The sequence below is a fragment of the Paraburkholderia sp. OAS925 genome (genome assembly GCF_040543975.1).
In the GTDB taxonomy this organism is placed as follows: Bacteria; Pseudomonadota; Gammaproteobacteria; order Burkholderiales; family Burkholderiaceae; genus Paraburkholderia; species Paraburkholderia graminis.
The window spans coordinates 2,080,421-2,097,087 of sequence record NZ_JBEUNO010000002.1; the positions used below are offsets into that span (position 1 = coordinate 2,080,421).

The following is a 16,667-nucleotide window of genomic DNA, read 5'->3' on the forward strand; positions in this document are numbered from 1 at the left end:
TGTGTTCGCCCGGCAGGCGACACAATCTTTGAAGCAGGACTGTGCGTTCCCAGGTTCGCGGCGCGCCTGCGCGACCTGCGCGCGTGCGTGACGGATAGGGACGAGTCGCACAGACACGCTGACGGCGGCCGACGGTCGATGGGCTTCGGCGCGGCGGTGAGGTTCGTCAGCGTCCATGACGATATGCGTCGACGGCGCCGCATGCGGGCCGCTGTATCCGACGGCGCGGCACGCACCGGCAGATGCAATCCGATGCCGTCATCGCGCGCCCAATCGAGGAGTCGCTGTGAACACTTACAGGGAACGCTGCTTTTGCGCGGTGCTTGCGAGCGGAGTGTTGTTTGGCTCCGCCGTGCAGGCCAAGCCGGTTGCCTATCCCGCCAAAGGGCAAAGCCAGCAACAGCAGCAGAAGGACGACGGCGCATGCTATTCGTGGGCCAAGAGCAACACGGGCATCGATCCAGCGACGGTGAACACCAGCCCGCCACCACCTTCGGGACCTGCGGTCGGCGGCGGCGAGCGTGTTAGAGGCGCCGCGCGCGGCGCCGCTGGAGGCGCAGCGATAGGCGCGATTGCCGGCGACGCGGGCAAGGGCGCCGCAATCGGTGCAGCGGGTGGCACGATGGCCGGCGGCGCGCGGGCTCGCAACAATCAACGGGCTGCAGCGGCCTCCACTCAGGCTCAATCGCAAGGGGCTATCGATACTTATGATCGGGCGTGGGCCGCATGCATGCAAGGGCGAGGATATTCGGTGAAATGAGGCGAAAGAGGCATCCTAAGCGACACAACCAGTTGCGCGCCTCCCGCGACGCGGATACGAGCGCGCTGTAAGACCAAAGTCCGATTCGCCGATTCGGCCGCCATGACATCATGTAATCGGGCACGGAAAGTTTCGCCACGGCAACACTATGGAGGTGAACAATGAACAGACGGCATTTTGTGCTGACGACTACTGCTGCCGCGGCCGCCGGGACTCTGGTTCTTGCCGGTTGCACGATGACGTCCAGCAGCGGCAAGAGTGGCGAGACCGATGCTTCGAAGCGCCAGGCGATAGATGCGAGCGTCGATGGCACGTTGAGCCGGCTGTCATCGACGGTGCAAGGTTCGCGCGAGCTCATGTCGAAGGCTCAAGGCATCCTCGTGTTCCCGGACGTGAAGAAGGCGGCGTTTATCGTCGGCGCCGAGTATGGCGAGGGCGCATTGCGTTCCGGCGGCAAGACGGCCGGCTACTTCAGCGTGGCGGGAGCGTCGTTTGGGTTCCAGGCAGGGGCACAGTCGACCGCGGTCATTTTCCTCTTCATGACCCAGGATTCGCTCGCGGCGTTCCAAAGTTCGGCAGGCTGGTCGGCGGGTGGCGATGTGGGGGTGTCGATCGCCAAGGTCGGTGCCAACGGGGCTATCGATACGACGTCCGCGTCGTCGCAAGTCGTGGCGCTCGTGCTGACCAATGTCGGTCTGATGGCCGATGCGTCGGTCAACGGCGCGAAAGTGACCCGGCTGACGATATGAACGCGCCGCGCCACGTGCGCGGCTTCTCCTAGCTGTCGTCGTGCTCCGGCATGACCTGCGCGACGATGGTCCGGCTCTTCCAGAACATGTTGTGGATTCGGGACTGCAGGCGGCGCAATGCGTCCGGCGGAGTGTCGTGGAAGGTGAGCACGAGCGCGGGCCGCGCTCCGGTTCCGTGATAGCGCATGACCTGATCAAACGGCGGAAATCCGTACTTGATAAGAAAGTCCCTGATTTCGTCGTCCGAAGTGCTCTCTTCGACGTTTCCTATCCAGAGATCGGCCATGATGCGCTCCTTGAGTGTCCGTCAATTCATCGGTCGGGCCATGAGGTTGACGCCGCCGCCGCTATACGGCGGCTCTCGGGCCAAGCGCGGGATCAGCGCGGGATCAGCGGTGGGCGGCTCGCCATCGCTTTGATCCTGAAGGCGGCAGTTGACCCTGGCAATTAGACCAAAGTCCTACACGCGCACGGCGGTCGCTCTAATGCGCCGGTTTCTCCGCATGGCCTCTGTCCCGATGCAGCCACGCTAACCTCCCAGCGCTTTCACCGCCGCGATGAGCACGACGCCGAGCAAGGCCATAGCAAGGCCCGTGCGCAGCGGCTTCAGATATTCCGCGTAGCGACCCAGCGCGACGCCAAGCACGAACAGCATGGCGACGGTGATTACCCGTGACGTGTTCATGGCGGCCTTCACGTCGCTCAACAGCAGAAAAGGGACGACGACCGGAAAAGTGGCGATGACCACGAGCGCGAAGATGCCGGCGGCTTCAACAAAGTCCCGCGGCCCGAGTGCGTGACGACGAAGCGGCTCGATCGTCTGCAAACGCCTGCGCATACCTTCGAGTTCGTCGTCGCCCGTAATGACCCGCACGTGCTCCGGCAATTCATCGGCAATCAGTCGGCGTGCGCCGTTCGCGTCCGCGCCGAGCGCCTTGTGTGCGATGCGGCGTATCCGCGTGCGTTCGGTCGCGGTCCGCATCAGATACATGACTGCGTCAACAAAGTCCCCACGCGATATTGCAGCCGAGGGCGGCAATGGTCGCCGCACGGGCCGGGTCGCGCGAGGTGGAAGCTATCGATACGGAGCCCATAATTGTCACGGCCATGAGCAGGCCGAACAGGATTTCGGAGACGCGATCGATGAGATTGAGCAACGGCACACGCTTATCCTGCTCCATGAACACCTCTTACCGATTGTTCATTGTTCATTACCTGACGGCTTCTTCGGGCGCGGCTATTCGCGCTATCGACAGATGCGCGCTGCGTTGAACCGGCTACGCCATGCATTGGATCATGGTGGCCGCTCGCCAACATCGGCCTAAGGTCCTATTGCCCGCGTCTTATCCGGCGTCGATAGTCGGGAAGGCAAGCGGTGCCGCGTGGGCACAGAATATGGAGGCGAGACTATGTCCAGAATGGCCGATGCCAGCAACGTCGAAGACGCCGGACGTGCGCGCAAGCTCGACAACAAGGCGTATATGAAGGAGCTTGCGAGGCTTCATGTCGAACTGGTCCAGCTTCAGGAATGGACGAAAGCAAGCGGCGCGAAAATATGCGTGATCTTCGAGGGCCGCGATGGCGCGGGCAAGGGCGGCACCATTAAAGCGATTACAGAACGCGTCAGTCCGCGCGTCTTCCGGGTCGTCGCACTGCCTGCACCCACCGAGCGTGAAAAGAGTCAGATGTACATTCAGCGCTATCTGCCCTACCTGCCAGCAGCGGGAGAAATCATGCTGTTCGACCGAAGCTGGTACAACCGGGCAGGCGTCGAACGCGTCATGGGTTTTTGCACCGATGAACAGGTGCAGGAGTTTCTGCGCGTCGTGCCACTCGTCGAACGCGCGATTATTCATTCGGGCGTGATTCTCCTCAAGTACTGGCTGGAGGTGAGTCCCGAGGAGCAGACGCGGCGGCTCGAAGCGCGCATCAAGGACGAGCGCAAGATCTGGAAGCTTTCTCCGATGGACATCGAATCGTACCGGCGCTGGTACGATTATTCACGCGCCCGCGACGATATGTTCGCGATGACCGATACCGAATTCGCACCGTGGCATGTCGTGATCTCGAACGATAAGAAGCGGGCACGCCTGAATCTCATTAGCCATCTATTGAGTCAGATTCCGTATGAGGCCGTGCGACGGGAAGCAATTCAATTGCCGTCGCGACAGAAGGCGAAGAGCTATCAGGAGCCCGCTTATCCGTATAAATATGTACCCGAAAAATTCTGACACGGGTTATACGGTTTGCGTATCCAGACGACTTGCGCACAATATATCAGCGCTTCGAACCTTCGGTGGTGTGACGGCGCTTCATGCCCGTATTCCAGCCCTGAAACGCAATGCGGCGCGTCATTCCAACGGCGTTCAGGCTATGTGCGGACAGCCTTAATAGACCCGCTGAATCATTCAGTCTTTTTTACTTGCTCGAGATCGAGGGTCAGTCAAATATTAGGGAAAATCTGACAACAAGCCTGTCATTTCATTACGCTTAAGTATATCTTTCTCAAAAGACGCGCAGACGGAACATCGTCTTAGCCGGGCCTGCGGTCGAATACTTCGCTATTAGTGGATCACTGCTGAATTCACAGGTCGGTGCGCTGGCTCGTCAGCGAGAAGGTTCGCGGCCACGCGGCAAGCATCGGCTGCAAACTGCTGCAAATCGACGTTGCTGCTCGACACCGTAAGGCATCCTACGGAGAGTTCGATCATGAATGGTCTCAGGCATCATCATCGCAACGTAGTGTCCGAAGTCGTGGCAGCAGTTGAGCGGCTCATTTCTCCAGGGCGGGTTCGCGCCGCCGCTTCCGGTTCAGCGCTCGAGCTTATGGCGGGCACAATTAGGACACCCATGCATCTGCACGACGCAGGATTCCACCTCCCTCGCGACCGGTCGGCAGCGGGTCAGAATGCCGTGCGTCGGGACCCGCGCAGCACACGCGCGCACAGGCATTCCGCGGTAGCTCAAGCCGGACGGGCGAGCCGATTGAGCGCTGTGCTAGCCGGATATATACCCTGGTGGCACCGCCGCGCGAACGACGCGCCGTCTGCCTACGCAGGCGCCGATCTGAGGCCGCTGCTGGATGCGATGCCGGTTGCGGTGATGGTCGTCGATGACGACTATCGGGTCATGCAGGTCAATGAACCGGCGGCGGCGCTCTTCGGGTATACGACAAACGAACTGTGCAGCCTGTCCTTCATGCAGTTGTGTCCGCGCATGGCGGACGACACCGCGGACGACGCAGCCGACGACACAGATAAGCAGGCCATACCCTCGGGCGCCTTCGTGCCGGGTTCGCGCGCTGGGACCGCAGGCGAGCGACGCATGGCGGTCGCCCGGTGCAGGGACGGTGGCGAGCGTCCGGTCAGCGTGCAATGCACGCGATATGAAGCGGGCGCATCGCCGTGGATCGTGACTATCGTCGATCCGTGCGAACACGCGCACGCCTCCGCAGACGACCTGAAGAGTGTGCAACCCGCACGCGTGTCGGATCTGAGCGAAATGGCGGCGGCTCTCGCGCATGAAATCAATCAGCCGCTCACCGCGATTCTCGGCAACGCGCAGGCGGCGCAGCGATTTCTCCAGTCGCCCGTAAGCGACCCTGACAATTTGCGGGAAGCGCTCGCGGACATCGTCGACGACAGCTTCAGAGCCACTGAAATTGTTCGCAAACTGCGCCAACTGGTCAGAGGCGCGACGCCCGAAACGCGGCCGCTCGCTATCGATACGCTCGTGCGCGGCGCGACCCACCTGATGCGCCGCAGTGCGCTCGCACTTGGCGTAAGCGTCACGCTCGACGTCGAGAAGCATTTGCCGCAAGTACGCGGCGACAACACGCAGTTGCAGCAGGTGATGATCAATCTGTTGCAAAACGCATTCGACGCCGTCGAACAGTGCAGTGCGGAACATCGCGTGGTCTCGGTGAGAATCAGGGCAGCGCCTCAGCAGGCAGGCGTCAGCATCACCGTGAACGATCGGGGGCAGGGGCTCAATGCGGACCAGGTCGGCGACGTGTTCAAACCTTTTTTCACGTCGAAGATGCATGGGCTCGGCCTCGGCCTGTCGATCAGCAGTTCGATAATCTCGATGCATGGCGGCCGTCTGTGGGCCGACAACAACGATGATGGGGGTGCAACATTTCACATCCTGCTTCCATCGGCGGGCGGCGCTGAAGGCCTGGCATCCGGTTCTCGCTATACGTCGTGAACGCTTCCGCTCCCGTGGTGTTCATCGTCGATGACGACGAACACGTCCGCACTGCTCTGGCACGACTGATCCGCTCCGCGGGGCATCGCGTGGAAACGTTCGCCAGTGCGGAAGCGTTTATCGAAGACGCCGATCTGGAAGCATCTCCGGCATGTCTCTTGCTGGACCTGCAACTTCCCGATCTGAGCGGACTCGCGCTCCAGCGCCGGTTGCACGAGTGCGTGCCGGTCATCGTCATCTCCGGTCATGGCGACCTGGATTCCGCCATCGATGCAATGAAGGCCGGCGCGGCTGACTTCCTGCCGAAGCCTGTCCATGACGCCGTGTTGCTCGACGTGCTCGAACGTGCGCTAGAACGGGCACGGCGCATTTTCGCGGCGCGCGCGGAACTCGCCGACATCCATAGCCGCCTGAATCAGCTTACGCCGCGCGAGCGCGAGGTGATGATGCTCGTGGTGGAAGGCTATCTGAACAAGCAGGTGGCGAGCGAACTCGGGGCGGCGGAAAAGACCATCAAGATCCATCGCGCACGTGTGATGGAAAAGATGAAAGCCGGTTCGCTTGCTGAGCTCGTCCGTCTTGCCGAGAAGGCTCGTTTGGCACAGAGCGCAGACCCCGGGCGCTAGCGGAACGCACGCGTGTCATCCGTGTACGGGCGTTCTGCCTATCCGCAAATCGTTGCAATTCCTCGTAATCCTTCGCAATCCGTCAGAGACGAGACCAAAGTCCTATTTCCGTCTACGCGCCGGACGGCTACGCTTCTCTACTCAATCGCCTTTTTGCCGCACCGTCTGAAAGGTCCGACACACCATATGGGTAATGCCACACCAACAACGGCCGTGGTCGACGATGAAGAGTCGGTCGGAAGGGCGATCAAGCGCCTGCTGAGGTCGGTTGGCATGGAGGCCGAGGTCTTCACCACAGGGGAACAGTTCCTCGACAGGCTGTCGTCGGTTCCGTCATTCCGTCCTGGCTGCGCGGTTCTCGACGTTCAGATGCCCGGCATCAGCGGACTCGATGTGCAGCGCCGGCTGGCGGGAAGTCTGATTCGCGTCGTCATCATAACGGCTCACGACGATGCCGCCGTGCGGGAGCAGGTTCTGGCCGCAGGCGCAGTCGGCTATTTGCGCAAACCATTCAACGGTTCGGTCCTGATCCGCACGGTCCAGATGGCGCTGGGCATTCCGCTCACGCCCTGACGCCGCTGTTGCCGCGTCTGCTACGCAGAGGCGCACGCGCCGCGATATGAGACCAAAGTCCCATTGCCCTGCCTTTGCGCGATGACCAAACTGGAATTCCCGCAGCCGTCAGCCGCGCTGACGCCATCCGGAGAATACGGTGATAAAGACCCCGGACGCATTTAGCCGGAGCATGCGATGAATACTGCCTCCGTTACCTGCTTGCTGCCAGGGCTGCCGGTGCGTCTTTCTCGAGCGCTGACGGGCACGCCCGACGATGCTGGGCCTATCCGGCATTCGCAGTCGACACTGCGGCAGTTGCTGATCCCGTTGCTGATGTCGATGCTGGCTCTTGCGCTGCTCGCGCTCGTCGCGGGCTGCGGCAAGAGCGAGGCATTGCCGCAACCGAGTGCGCCCGAAGTCACTGTGATGACGGTGACGCCGCGCGACACGCCTGTGCAGTTTGAATTCACCGCGCAGACAGAGAGCTCGCGTGAAGTTCAGATACGCGCGCGGGTCGACGGCTTTCTCGATCGGCGCGCGTACGTCGAGGGCTCGCTGGTGAAGACGGGGCAGACCATGTTTTTGATGGACCCCAAGCCGTTCGAGGCCGCGCTGCGTACCGCAAAAGGTCAACTGGCGCAGCAGCAGGCGCGGCACCAGGTGGCAAAGGCCAACCTGGCGCGCGTGCAACCGCTGGTGGCGCAGAACGCGTTGAGCAAAAAAGATCTCGACGACGCGGTCGGCGGCGAGGCGCAAGCCGCCGCGGCGGTTATCGCCGCCAAAGGCGAAGTGGACACCGCGAATCTGAACCTCAGCTATACGACGATCAAATCGCCGCTGACCGGCCTGTCGAGCTTCGCGCGGCAACAGGATGGCAGCTACGTTACGGCGACGCAATCGGGATTGCTGACGACCGTCTATCAGTTGGACCCGATGTGGGTCAACTTCAGCATCTCCGAAAATGAAATGCTGAGATACCGCGATCAGATTGCCACCGGACGTCTGCGCTTCCCTCCGAATAACGGCTTCACGGTGTCGCTGGTCCTGGCCGACGGCGGGGTGTATCCGGAGCAAGGCTCGATCGACTTTGCCAATCCTGCTTTCAGCACAGAAACGGGAACCTTCCTCGTGCGGGCCGTGTTCGACAATGCGAAGTCCGTCCTGCGTCCCGGACAATTCGTGCGCGCGCGCGTGGCCGGCGCGATCCGGCCCAACGCGATTCTCGTGCCTCAGCGCGCGGTGCTGCAAGGCTCGAAGAGCCACTTTCTGTGGGTCGTAGACAACGAATCGAAGGGCCATCAGCGGGTCGTCGAAGTCGGTGAATGGCAAGGCGACGACTGGTTCATCACGGACGGACTGAAGGCCGGCGAGCGTGTCGTCGTCGACGGCGCGATCCGCGTGACGGCCGGCGTGCCGCTAAAAATCGTCCAGCGGCCGACAAGCGCCGGCGGCACGCAATAAAGGACGGCAACGATGAGTATTTCCCACTACTGCATCGACCGGCCGATCTTCGCGTCCGTGATCTCCATCGTCATCACGCTGGGAGGCGCGTTGACGATGTTCTCATTGCCCGTCGCCCAGTATCCGGATATCACGCCGCCGCAGATCACGATCTCCGCGACCTATCCGGGAGCGAGCGCCGATGTCGTCGCGAACAATGTGGCCGCACCGATCGAGCAGCAGGTGAACGGCGCGGACAACATGATTTACATGAACTCGTCGAGTTCGTCGACCGGCAATCTGACCATTAACGCGTTCTTCGAAATCGGCACCAATCCGCAACTCGCGCAGGTCGACGTACAGAACCGCGTGAACCTGGCACTGCCGCAACTGCCGCAGTCGGTTCAGGCGCAGGGCGTCCAGGTGCAGAAGAAGTCGTCGGCATTCATGATGGTCATCGCCATCTATTCGCCGGACCAGCGCTTTAACAGCACGTATATCGCGAACTACGCGAACATCTATGTGCTCGATGCACTCAAGCGCATTCCCGGCGCCAACCAGTCGAGCATCTTCGGTACGCCTGACTACGCGATGCGAGTGTGGCTAAAGCCCGACCGCATGGCGCAGCTCGCCATCACGGCGACCGATGTGCAAACCGCGGTGCAGAACCAGAACCAGCAGTTCGCGGTCGGCCGCATCGGGCAGTCGCCTACGGGATCGCCCGTCGAACAGTCGTTCGCGGTGACGACGAGCGGCCGTCTCGCCGAGCCGGCGCAGTTCGAAAACATCATCCTGCGCGCGGCCAGCGAAGGTTCGGCGATCGTGCGGCTGAAGGACGTAGGCAGGGCCGAACTCGGGCAAAAAGACTATTCGATCCGCAGCCGTTTCCAGGGCAAGCCCGCCACGATCATCGCGGTTTATCAGCAACCCGGCGCAAACGCGCTCGATGTGTCGAAGCAGGTGCGCGCGAGTCTTGCGGAACTCAGCAAGTCGTTCCCGGAGGGCATCAAATACGACATCGCGATGGACACCACGGAGTTCACGCGAGCGTCCATCTCCGACGTGATCCACACGTTTTTCGAAGCGCTGGTGCTGGTCGTGATCGTCGTGTACATCTTCCTGCAAAGCCTTCGCGCGACGCTCATCCCGGTGCTGGCGGTGCCGATTTCGATTGTCGGGACGTGCATGGGCATGGCGCTGCTGGGTTTCTCGATCAACATGCTGACGCTCTTCGGGATGGTGCTCGCGATCGGCATCGTGGTTGACGACGCGATCGTGGTGATCGAGAACGTCGAGCGCAACATGACGGTCCACAAGCTCCCTCCGAAGGAAGCTGCCAAGGCGGCGATGGACGAGGTTGCGGGACCGGTCATTGCGATCGTGCTCGTGCTGTGCGCGGTGTTCGTGCCAGTGGCGTTCGTGAGCGGAATCACCGGTCAGTTATACAAGCAGTTCGCTATCACGATTGCGATCTCGGTGGTCATCTCCGGTCTCGTGGCATTGACCTTGTCGCCGGCGCTGGCCGCGGTGCTGCTCAAGAGCACGCACAAGGAGAAGAAGGGTTTTTTCCGCTGGTTCGAGAATGCGTTCGCGCGAATGACAAGCGGCTACTCGCGCGCGATCCAGTTCATCATCAAGCGTTTCGTACTAGGCTTGCTGATCTTTGTGGGGATGATCGCGCTGACCGTGGTGATCGTTAAAGCCATTCCGGGTGCGTTCCTGCCGCCCGAGGACCAGGGCTATCTGCTCGGCGCGGTCCAGTTGCCCGATGCCGCGAGCCTGGATCGCACGGCGTCGGTATCCGACCAGGTTACCGAGTACTTCATGAAGCAGGAGGCGGTCGGCAGCATCACCACGGTCGACGGTTACAGCTTGCTGGATGTGCAGAACAAGAATAATGCCAGCACCTTTTTCGTTGGCCTGAAGGGTTTCGACGAGCGCTACACGCGCGCGAACCGCAGCACGCAAAACGCAAAAGCGGTGCTGACGGACGCTTACCGGACCTTGTCGAAAGTGACGGCCGGGCTCGTCATTCCGGTCAATCCGCCATCCATTCCAGGCCTCGGCACAACGGGCGGAACCGAAGTCTGGATACAGAGCAAGGGCGACGCGACGATTGATCAGCTCGCCGGCGTCGTTCAGCAATTCATCGAGCAGGCGCGCAAGCGCCCCGAACTTTCGCGCGTCACGACGACGTTCAACGCTTCGTCGCAGCAGTTGCTGGTCGAGGTGGACCGTGAGAGGGCGCAGACGCTCGGCGTGCCGATTGAAGACATTTACAGCTCCATGCAGACGATGTTCGGCTCCCTCTATGTCTCGCAATTCAACCGCTCCAGCCGGCTGTGGCAGGTCATCTTGCAGGCCGATCCGGTATACCGCCTCAGGCCTCAGGACCTGGATCAGATCTTCGTGCGCGGCAAGAGCGGATCGATGATTCCTCTGAGGGCGGTCGCGACTTACCGATACGTCACGGGTCCCGATCTGCTGACGCGTTTCAACAATTTCCCGGCGGTTCTGGTCACGGCGAATGCGGCGCCCGGCTACAGTTCGGGCCAGGTGATCAGCACGCTGGAAGAACTCGCCGCGCAGATGCCCGCCGGCTACGGCGTAGCGTGGAGCGGTGAGGCTTATGAAGCACGCAAGTCCGGCGGGACCTCCGGCGCGGTGTTCATCTTCGGCCTGATCATGGTGTTCCTGATCCTCGCCGCCCAGTACGAAAAGTGGTCGCTGCCGGTCGGCGTGCTGATGGCGGTTCCGTTTGCGCTGTTCGGGGCATTCCTCGCGATCATGATGCGCGGCCTCGAAAACGACATCTATTTCCAGATCGGTCTCACCATGCTGGTCGCGCTCGCGGCGAAGAATGCGATTCTCATCTTCGAGTTCGCGGTGATCAACCGGGAGGCGGGCGCGTCGGTCCTGGATGCGACCGTGCGCGCGTCCGAAGAGCGGCTGCGCCCGATCGTCATGACCTCGCTCGCGTTCATTCTCGGCTGCGTTCCGCTCGCCATCGCGGTGGGCGCGTCGGCGAACAGCCGGCATTCGATCGGCACCGGCGTGATCGGCGGAATGCTCGGCGCAACCGTTATCGCGGTGTTCTTCATCCCAATGTTCTATTACGTGCTCGAATCGTGGTCGTCACGCAAGAGCGGACCGAAGACCAAGCCGGGGGCGGACGCCGGCACCCCGGTGCCCGTAACGCCTGTGGTGCCCGTGGTGCCCGCTGCGGGCGGTCCCGGTGCGCCCAACGCCACGCCTTCAGCCAGGCACGAGGACGACTGACATGCGTGGACCGGCATTCGAGCGCCTGCTCGCGGTTCTTGTGCTGACCAGCCTCTACGGCTGTCTGCTCGGGCCGAACTACGAGCGGCCAAAAACCGAGGTGCCGGCCACGTTCCGCTTCAGCATGGAACAAACCGCCGAGACCGCGAACACCGTCTGGTGGGAGCAGTTTCAGGACCCCGTTCTGAACGAACTGATCGCCGCGGCGCTCGCCGATAACCTCGACGTCAAGATCGCCGCTGCACGCGTCGAAGAATTTCGCGGTCAGTTCGTGACGACTCGCTCCGGGCTCTTTCCGCAAGCGGGAGCCAACTTCGATGCGTCGCGCCAGCGCGCGTCGCAGAGCGGCGCGGTGCCGCTGCCGGCCGGTGTCGGCGCCGTCTATAACCAGGTCGATGCGAGCGTGTCGGCGTCGTGGGAAATCGATCTGTTCGGCAAAATCAGGCGTCAAAGCGAAGCCGCGCGCGCGAATCTGCTCGCGAGCGAAGAGGGCCGCCGCGGGACGATTCTTTCTCTCGTGGCTTCCGTCGCTTCGTCCTACATCAATCTGCGCAGCCTCGACAAACAGTTGGACATCGCCAAAGCGACAGTGCAGAGCCGCGCCGACTCGGTCAACGTATTCACGTTGCGCTTCAAGGGCGGCGAGGTATCGCAACTGGAACTGGCGCAGAGCCAGTCCGAATATCAGGCGGCCCGCGCGACGCTTCCGCAACTCGAAGCGCAGATCGCAGTGCAGGAAGATGCGCTCGCCGTGCTGCTGGGACGCAATCCCGAACCGATCGTGCGCGGCCACGATCTCGATGCGCTGGCCGCGCCGACAATCCCGTCCGGTCTGCCGTCCGATCTGCTCGAACGCCGCCCCGATCTGCTGCAGGCCGAGCAGAATCTGGTCGCACAAAATGCGCTGATCGGCGCGGCGCGTGCGCTGTATTTCCCGTCGATCTCGCTGACCGGGCTGTTCGGCTCGCTCAGCACCGACTTCGCCAGCCTGTTTTCCGGACCCGCGCGCATATGGTCGTTCGCCGGTGCGGTGTCGTTGCCGATCTTCACGGCCGGCAATATCGAAGGGCAAGTGCATCAGGCGGAGGCACGGCAACAGGAAGCGCTTTTCGCCTACCGAAAGGCGATTCAGGTCGCGTTCCAGGAAGTCTCCGATGCGCTCATCAACCTGCAAAAGTCGGGCGAACAACTGAGCGTGCAGGGCGACCAGGTGAACGCGCTCGCCATGTACGCACACCTCGCACGGCTGCGCTACGAAGGCGGATATACGAGTTACATCGAGGTGCTCGACGCAGAGCGGAGTCTCTTCAACGCGCAGTTGAGCTACACGCAGACGCAAGGCGTCCAGTTGACGTCGTTCGTGAATCTGTACAAGGCAATGGGCGGCGGCTGGGTTATCAAGGCACAGGAACTGACGCAGCCGCCCGCTGTCCCGCAGCCGATAGCGGGCGCGCCGACAGCCGAGGCCCAACGATGACGCGCGCCACTCTTCTCGCCTGTCACGAATGCGACCTGCTGCAACGGGATGCAGGTGTTCCCGAAGGCGGCGTGCTCCGGTGCCGGCGCTGTCATGGCGAGCTTTACCGCAATCGGGCTGACTGGCTCGGCCGCGCGTTCGCGCTCTCGTTAGGCGCGACCGTTTTGCTCGTGATCGCCAACTCGTTTCCGATCGTGGGGCTCTCGGTGAACGGCACGCTGGTCAACACCACGCTGATCGGCTCGGTCCGCGTGCTGTACAGGGACGGAATGTGGCCGATCGCCGGGCTCGTTTTCGCCACCACCATTCTCACGCCCATCCTGCACATTGCGACGGTGCTGTGGTTGCTCGTGCCGTTGCGTTTGAATCGCGTGCCGTGGGCCGCCGGCGTCGTGTTCCGGCTGTCCCGTCTGGTTCAGCCGTGGGGCATGATCGAGGTGCTGATCCTTGGACTGCTGGTCGCGCTCGTCAAGCTTTCCCACATTGCCAGCGTCGTTCCGGGCATCGGCCTGTGGTCGTTCGGCGCGCTCACGCTGACGCTCGCCGCGGTGGGCGCGGCCTTCGATCCACGCAGCCTGTGGCTGCACATCGGCGCGCTGGAGCAGGGCGGCAGCAACGCGTCTGGCGAGCGTTCCGTGCTGCGCGGCTGGCTGAGCGCGGCCGAGTGCGGGCTGGTGCAATGTCACGACTGCGGCCTGCTTGCGAGGGCGCCCGCCCATGCGCACGAGCTGTCGTGTCCGCGCTGCGGAGCCTCGGTGCATCGTCGCAAGCAGGACAGCCTCGCGCGCACCTGGGCGTTTCTATTCGCTGCAATGGTGCTGTACGTTCCCGCCAACGTGCTGCCGGTCATGTACACGAGTTCGCTTTTCGGGGCCGCGAAAGACACCATCATGAGCGGCGTCGTTTATCTCTGGACATCGGGCTCGTGGTTGCTCGCGCTCGTGGTGTTCATCGCGAGCATCGCGGTGCCGATGCTGAAGATACTGGCGATCGCGTTTCTCTCACTCTCGATACAGTTTCATTCGCGCTGGAATCCCGAACAGCGCGCGCGCATCTATCGGGTGGTCGAACTGGTCGGACGGTGGTCGATGCTCGATATCTACGTCATCACCATGCTGGTCGCTCTTGTCCAGTTCAAGGCGCTCGCCACGATCCAGGCAGGACCGGCCGCCGTCGCGTTCGGCGCGGTCGTCGTACTGACCATGTTCGCCGCCATGTCGTTAGACCCGCGTCTGATCTGGGACGAGGCCACGCAAGATCATGCCGGAATCCGGAAACACACCTGAGCTGCCGGATCTTCCGGAAGCCGTGGCTGCGCCGCGCGCACGCTGGCGGCTGCAAGTCGTATGGCTCGTGCCGATCGTCGCCGTGCTGATCGGCGGATGGCTGGCCGTGAAGGCGGTTCTCGACGAGGGGCCGAAGATTGCCATCACATTCATCACTGGCGAAGGGCTGGAGGCGGGCAAGACCAGGATCAAATACCGCGATGTCGATATCGGCGTCGTCAAGGAAGTCAGTTTGTCGAGAGACCACAAGCATGTGATCGCGACCGCCGAGGTCGTGAAGGACGCGTCCGATCTGCTCGTGGACGACACGCGTTTCTGGGTCGTGCGCCCGCGCATTTCCGGCGGCACGGTATCGGGCCTTGGCACGCTGCTCTCCGGTTCGTTCGTCGGAATGGATGCGGGAGGTTCGCCCAAGGCGCGCCAGCAATTCACCGGGCTCGAGACGCCGCCCGTCATCGCAAGCGATATTCCAGGGCGCGCTTTCGTGCTCAAAAGCAAGGACATGGGCTCGGTGGATGCCGGCACGCCGATCTTTTACCGCAGGTTGCAGGTGGGACAGATCACCTCCTTCGCTCTCGATCCGGATGGCAGAAGCGTGACCTTGCACGTGTTCGTCAATGCACCGTACGACAAGTTCGTGAGACCGGACACGCGCTTCTGGCATGCGAGCGGCGTGGACATTGCATTGGACACCAATGGCGTGAAGATCAACACGCAATCGCTCGTGTCGATCCTGGTGGGCGGCGTCGCTTTCGACACGCTCGAGCATTCGCTTAACGAGCCGCCGGCCGCGGCCGGCGCATCGTTCACGCTGTTCGAGAACCTCGGCGAAGCCATGAAGCGGCAAGACCGCATTGTCACCCGGTTCGTCGCCGAGTTCGACGACTCGGTGCGTGGATTGACGGTCGGCGCGCCGCTCGATTTTCGCGGCATCACGATCGGCGAGGTGAGCGGCATCTATACCCGGTTCGACCGCGAGGCGAGAAAGCTCAGTATCGTGGTGGAGGTCGCCTTCTATCCCGAACGCTTCACGAACCGTTATGAAAGTGGACCGACGGGCGGGCCAGTGGTGAAGAACACGCGCGATTTCGCCGATTACCTCGTTTCCAAGGGCCTGCGCCTGCAATTGAGAACCGGCAATCTGCTGACCGGGCAGCGCTACCTCGCAGTGGACTTCTTCCCCGATGCCCCGAAGAGCAAAATAGACTGGAACAAAAATCCACCTCAATACCCGACCGTTCCCAACACGCTGCAGTCGCTTCAGGATTCCATGTCGCGGCTCGTGGCGAAACTGAACACCATTCCGTTCGAAGCGATCGGCAAGAACGCGCAAGCGACCCTGCAAAGCGCGAATTCGCTGCTTACGCACGTCGACAAGGACGTGGTTCCGTCAGCGAGAGACGCGTTGACCGCAGCCCAGGGAACCATGACTTCCGCGAACGGCGCGCTGCAGCCGGACTCGGCGTTGCAGCAGAATGTCGGCGACGCGATGAACCAGCTCGCGCAAACGGCGGCCGCCGTGCGCACGCTCGCGGATTACCTCGAGCGCCACCCCGAGGCGCTGGTGCGCGGCAAGCGGGAGGATCAGCCATGAGACGCGGGCCTTTGTTTATCGTCGCGATGTTAGCCGCACTAATCGTGCTGCCGGTGCTCGCAGGCTCGCTGCTCGGCGCGTGCGGCAGGTCGGCTACGGCGAGCTTCTACACGCTCGGCCCTGACCGCACGCTCGGGCCGCTTACGCCGGCCACGCCGGTGAACGTGGTGGTGAGTCCGGTCACCGTGCCGGACATACTGGACAGGCCGCAGATCGTGACGCGCCTCGGTAGTAACCAGGTGACGCTCGACGAGTTTGCCCGCTGGGGGCAGCCGCTCAAGGGCGGCATCGCGCGTGCGGTCGCCGGCAACCTGGCGACGCTGCTTGGATCTCAACGGGCGTCGATCTTCGATACCGGTCTGGATGCAACGCGTACGTGGCGCGTGCGGGTGGACGTGATGCGTTTCGATGCAATGCTGGGCGAATCGGTCACGATCGAGGCGCTGTGGACTGTGCTGCCCCCGGGCAAAGCCGTGCCCCTTGCCGGAAAGTCGCTTGTGCGTGAGGAGATGAGCACGCCGGGTTACGAGGCCCTGGTGTCGGCCAGCGACCGGGCGCTCGGCGGCGTGAGCCGCGAGATTGCCGCGGCCATTCAGACGAGCGCGCCTCAATAGGAAATGCGTCGGCCTGGTGTGCTGTGCATTCACGAGCGTTGCAGCGAACAGAAGCCGGCAATGCGTCGCCAAGCTGTGCGG

At 62.4% G+C, this 16,667-nt stretch carries 15 protein-coding genes; 12 read left to right on the forward strand and 3 right to left on the reverse strand.

Annotated features, from left to right (window positions below):
* The first annotated feature begins 319 nt into the window (after positions 1 to 319).
* The gene (locus ABIE53_RS28130) at positions 320 to 760 is read left to right on the forward strand and encodes a glycine zipper family protein (RefSeq protein WP_044020158.1); all 441 of its coding nucleotides are present in this window, start codon (positions 320 to 322) and stop codon (positions 758 to 760) included.
* 161 nt (positions 761 to 921) lie between these two features.
* The gene (locus tag ABIE53_RS28135; protein ID WP_006046770.1) at positions 922 to 1,509 is read left to right on the forward strand and encodes a BPSL1445 family SYLF domain-containing lipoprotein; all 588 of its coding nucleotides are present in this window, start codon (positions 922 to 924) and stop codon (positions 1,507 to 1,509) included.
* A gap of 28 nt (positions 1,510 to 1,537) precedes the next feature.
* Here the strand turns inward: ABIE53_RS28135 and ABIE53_RS28140 are convergent, their stop codons facing one another.
* From ABIE53_RS28140 to ABIE53_RS28150, 3 genes are all read right to left on the reverse strand, one after another.
* On the reverse strand, positions 1,538 to 1,795 hold the full coding sequence (locus ABIE53_RS28140; protein ID WP_006046771.1) for an RNA recognition motif domain-containing protein: 258 nt from the start codon (positions 1,793 to 1,795) through the stop codon (positions 1,538 to 1,540).
* A gap of 243 nt (positions 1,796 to 2,038) precedes the next feature.
* Positions 2,039 to 2,500 (reverse strand): VIT1/CCC1 transporter family protein, encoded by a 462-nt coding sequence (locus ABIE53_RS28145; protein WP_192699075.1) that lies wholly within the window; start codon positions 2,498 to 2,500, stop codon positions 2,039 to 2,041.
* Positions 2,501 to 2,507: 7 nt separating this feature from the next.
* Positions 2,508 to 2,690, reverse strand: coding sequence for a hypothetical protein (locus ABIE53_RS28150; protein WP_192699074.1), 183 nt, complete (start codon positions 2,688 to 2,690; stop codon positions 2,508 to 2,510).
* Between the two features lie 228 nt (positions 2,691 to 2,918).
* Between ABIE53_RS28150 and ppk2 the strand changes: the two genes are divergently transcribed.
* The 10 genes from ppk2 to ABIE53_RS28200 all read left to right on the forward strand — a co-directional run bounded on the left by ppk2 (position 2,919) and on the right by ABIE53_RS28200 (position 16,586).
* Positions 2,919 to 3,740: a polyphosphate kinase 2 gene (gene ppk2, locus ABIE53_RS28155; protein ID WP_192699073.1), complete on the forward strand. Its 822-nt coding sequence runs from the start codon at positions 2,919 to 2,921 to the stop codon at positions 3,738 to 3,740.
* Positions 3,741 to 4,503: 763 nt separating this feature from the next.
* On the forward strand, positions 4,504 to 5,715 hold the full coding sequence (locus ABIE53_RS28160; protein ID WP_310075256.1) for an ATP-binding protein: 1,212 nt from the start codon (positions 4,504 to 4,506) through the stop codon (positions 5,713 to 5,715).
* Positions 5,712 to 6,341, forward strand: coding sequence for a response regulator transcription factor (locus ABIE53_RS28165; RefSeq protein ID WP_006046776.1), 630 nt, complete (start codon positions 5,712 to 5,714; stop codon positions 6,339 to 6,341). Before ABIE53_RS28160 ends, ABIE53_RS28165 begins: the two co-directional genes overlap by 4 nt.
* Positions 6,342 to 6,527: 186 nt before the next feature.
* Positions 6,528 to 6,914 (forward strand): response regulator transcription factor, encoded by a 387-nt coding sequence (locus tag ABIE53_RS28170; RefSeq protein WP_029965773.1) that lies wholly within the window; start codon positions 6,528 to 6,530, stop codon positions 6,912 to 6,914.
* Between the two features lie 177 nt (positions 6,915 to 7,091).
* A complete protein-coding gene (locus ABIE53_RS28175) occupies positions 7,092 to 8,357 on the forward strand; it encodes an efflux RND transporter periplasmic adaptor subunit (RefSeq protein WP_006046778.1) in 1,266 nt (421 codons plus the stop codon).
* Between the two features lie 12 nt (positions 8,358 to 8,369).
* Positions 8,370 to 11,615, forward strand: a complete 3,246-nt coding sequence (locus ABIE53_RS28180; protein ID WP_006046779.1) for an efflux RND transporter permease subunit — start codon at positions 8,370 to 8,372, stop codon at positions 11,613 to 11,615.
* 1 nt (position 11,616) lies between these two features.
* Positions 11,617 to 13,092 carry an efflux transporter outer membrane subunit gene (locus ABIE53_RS28185; RefSeq protein WP_192699071.1) on the forward strand — a complete coding sequence of 492 codons (1,476 nt, stop codon included), beginning with the start codon at positions 11,617 to 11,619 and terminating at the stop codon, positions 13,090 to 13,092.
* Positions 13,089 to 14,378, forward strand: a complete 1,290-nt coding sequence (locus ABIE53_RS28190; protein WP_006046781.1) for a paraquat-inducible protein A — start codon at positions 13,089 to 13,091, stop codon at positions 14,376 to 14,378. Before ABIE53_RS28185 ends, ABIE53_RS28190 begins: the two co-directional genes overlap by 4 nt.
* Entirely contained in the window at positions 14,353 to 15,972 is a 1,620-nt protein-coding gene (locus ABIE53_RS28195; RefSeq protein WP_029965767.1) for a PqiB family protein, read from the forward strand. The genes ABIE53_RS28190 and ABIE53_RS28195 overlap by 26 nt, the downstream gene beginning before the upstream one ends.
* Complete coding sequence (locus ABIE53_RS28200; protein ID WP_006046783.1) at positions 15,969 to 16,586, forward strand: PqiC family protein; 618 nt, start codon at positions 15,969 to 15,971, stop codon at positions 16,584 to 16,586. The genes ABIE53_RS28195 and ABIE53_RS28200 overlap by 4 nt, the downstream gene beginning before the upstream one ends.
* Positions 16,587 to 16,667: the final 81 nt, after the last annotated feature.

Coding starts and splice junctions, on each gene's coding strand:
- ABIE53_RS28170 (WP_029965773.1), top strand. CDS start 6,528: ATGGGTAATGCCACACCAACAACGGCCGTGGTCGACGATGAAGAGTCG.
- ABIE53_RS28175 (WP_006046778.1), top strand. CDS start 7,092: ATGAATACTGCCTCCGTTACCTGCTTGCTGCCAGGGCTGCCGGTGCGT.
- ABIE53_RS28145 (WP_192699075.1), bottom strand. CDS start 2,500: ATGTATCTGATGCGGACCGCGACCGAACGCACGCGGATACGCCGCATC.
- ABIE53_RS28135 (WP_006046770.1), top strand. CDS start 922: ATGAACAGACGGCATTTTGTGCTGACGACTACTGCTGCCGCGGCCGCC.
- ABIE53_RS28150 (WP_192699074.1), bottom strand. CDS start 2,690: ATGGAGCAGGATAAGCGTGTGCCGTTGCTCAATCTCATCGATCGCGTC.
- ABIE53_RS28195 (WP_029965767.1), top strand. CDS start 14,353: ATGCCGGAATCCGGAAACACACCTGAGCTGCCGGATCTTCCGGAAGCC.
- ABIE53_RS28190 (WP_006046781.1), top strand. CDS start 13,089: ATGACGCGCGCCACTCTTCTCGCCTGTCACGAATGCGACCTGCTGCAA.
- ABIE53_RS28200 (WP_006046783.1), top strand. CDS start 15,969: ATGAGACGCGGGCCTTTGTTTATCGTCGCGATGTTAGCCGCACTAATC.
- ABIE53_RS28185 (WP_192699071.1), top strand. CDS start 11,617: ATGCGTGGACCGGCATTCGAGCGCCTGCTCGCGGTTCTTGTGCTGACC.
- ABIE53_RS28180 (WP_006046779.1), top strand. CDS start 8,370: ATGAGTATTTCCCACTACTGCATCGACCGGCCGATCTTCGCGTCCGTG.
- ppk2 (WP_192699073.1), top strand. CDS start 2,919: ATGTCCAGAATGGCCGATGCCAGCAACGTCGAAGACGCCGGACGTGCG.
- ABIE53_RS28140 (WP_006046771.1), bottom strand. CDS start 1,795: ATGGCCGATCTCTGGATAGGAAACGTCGAAGAGAGCACTTCGGACGAC.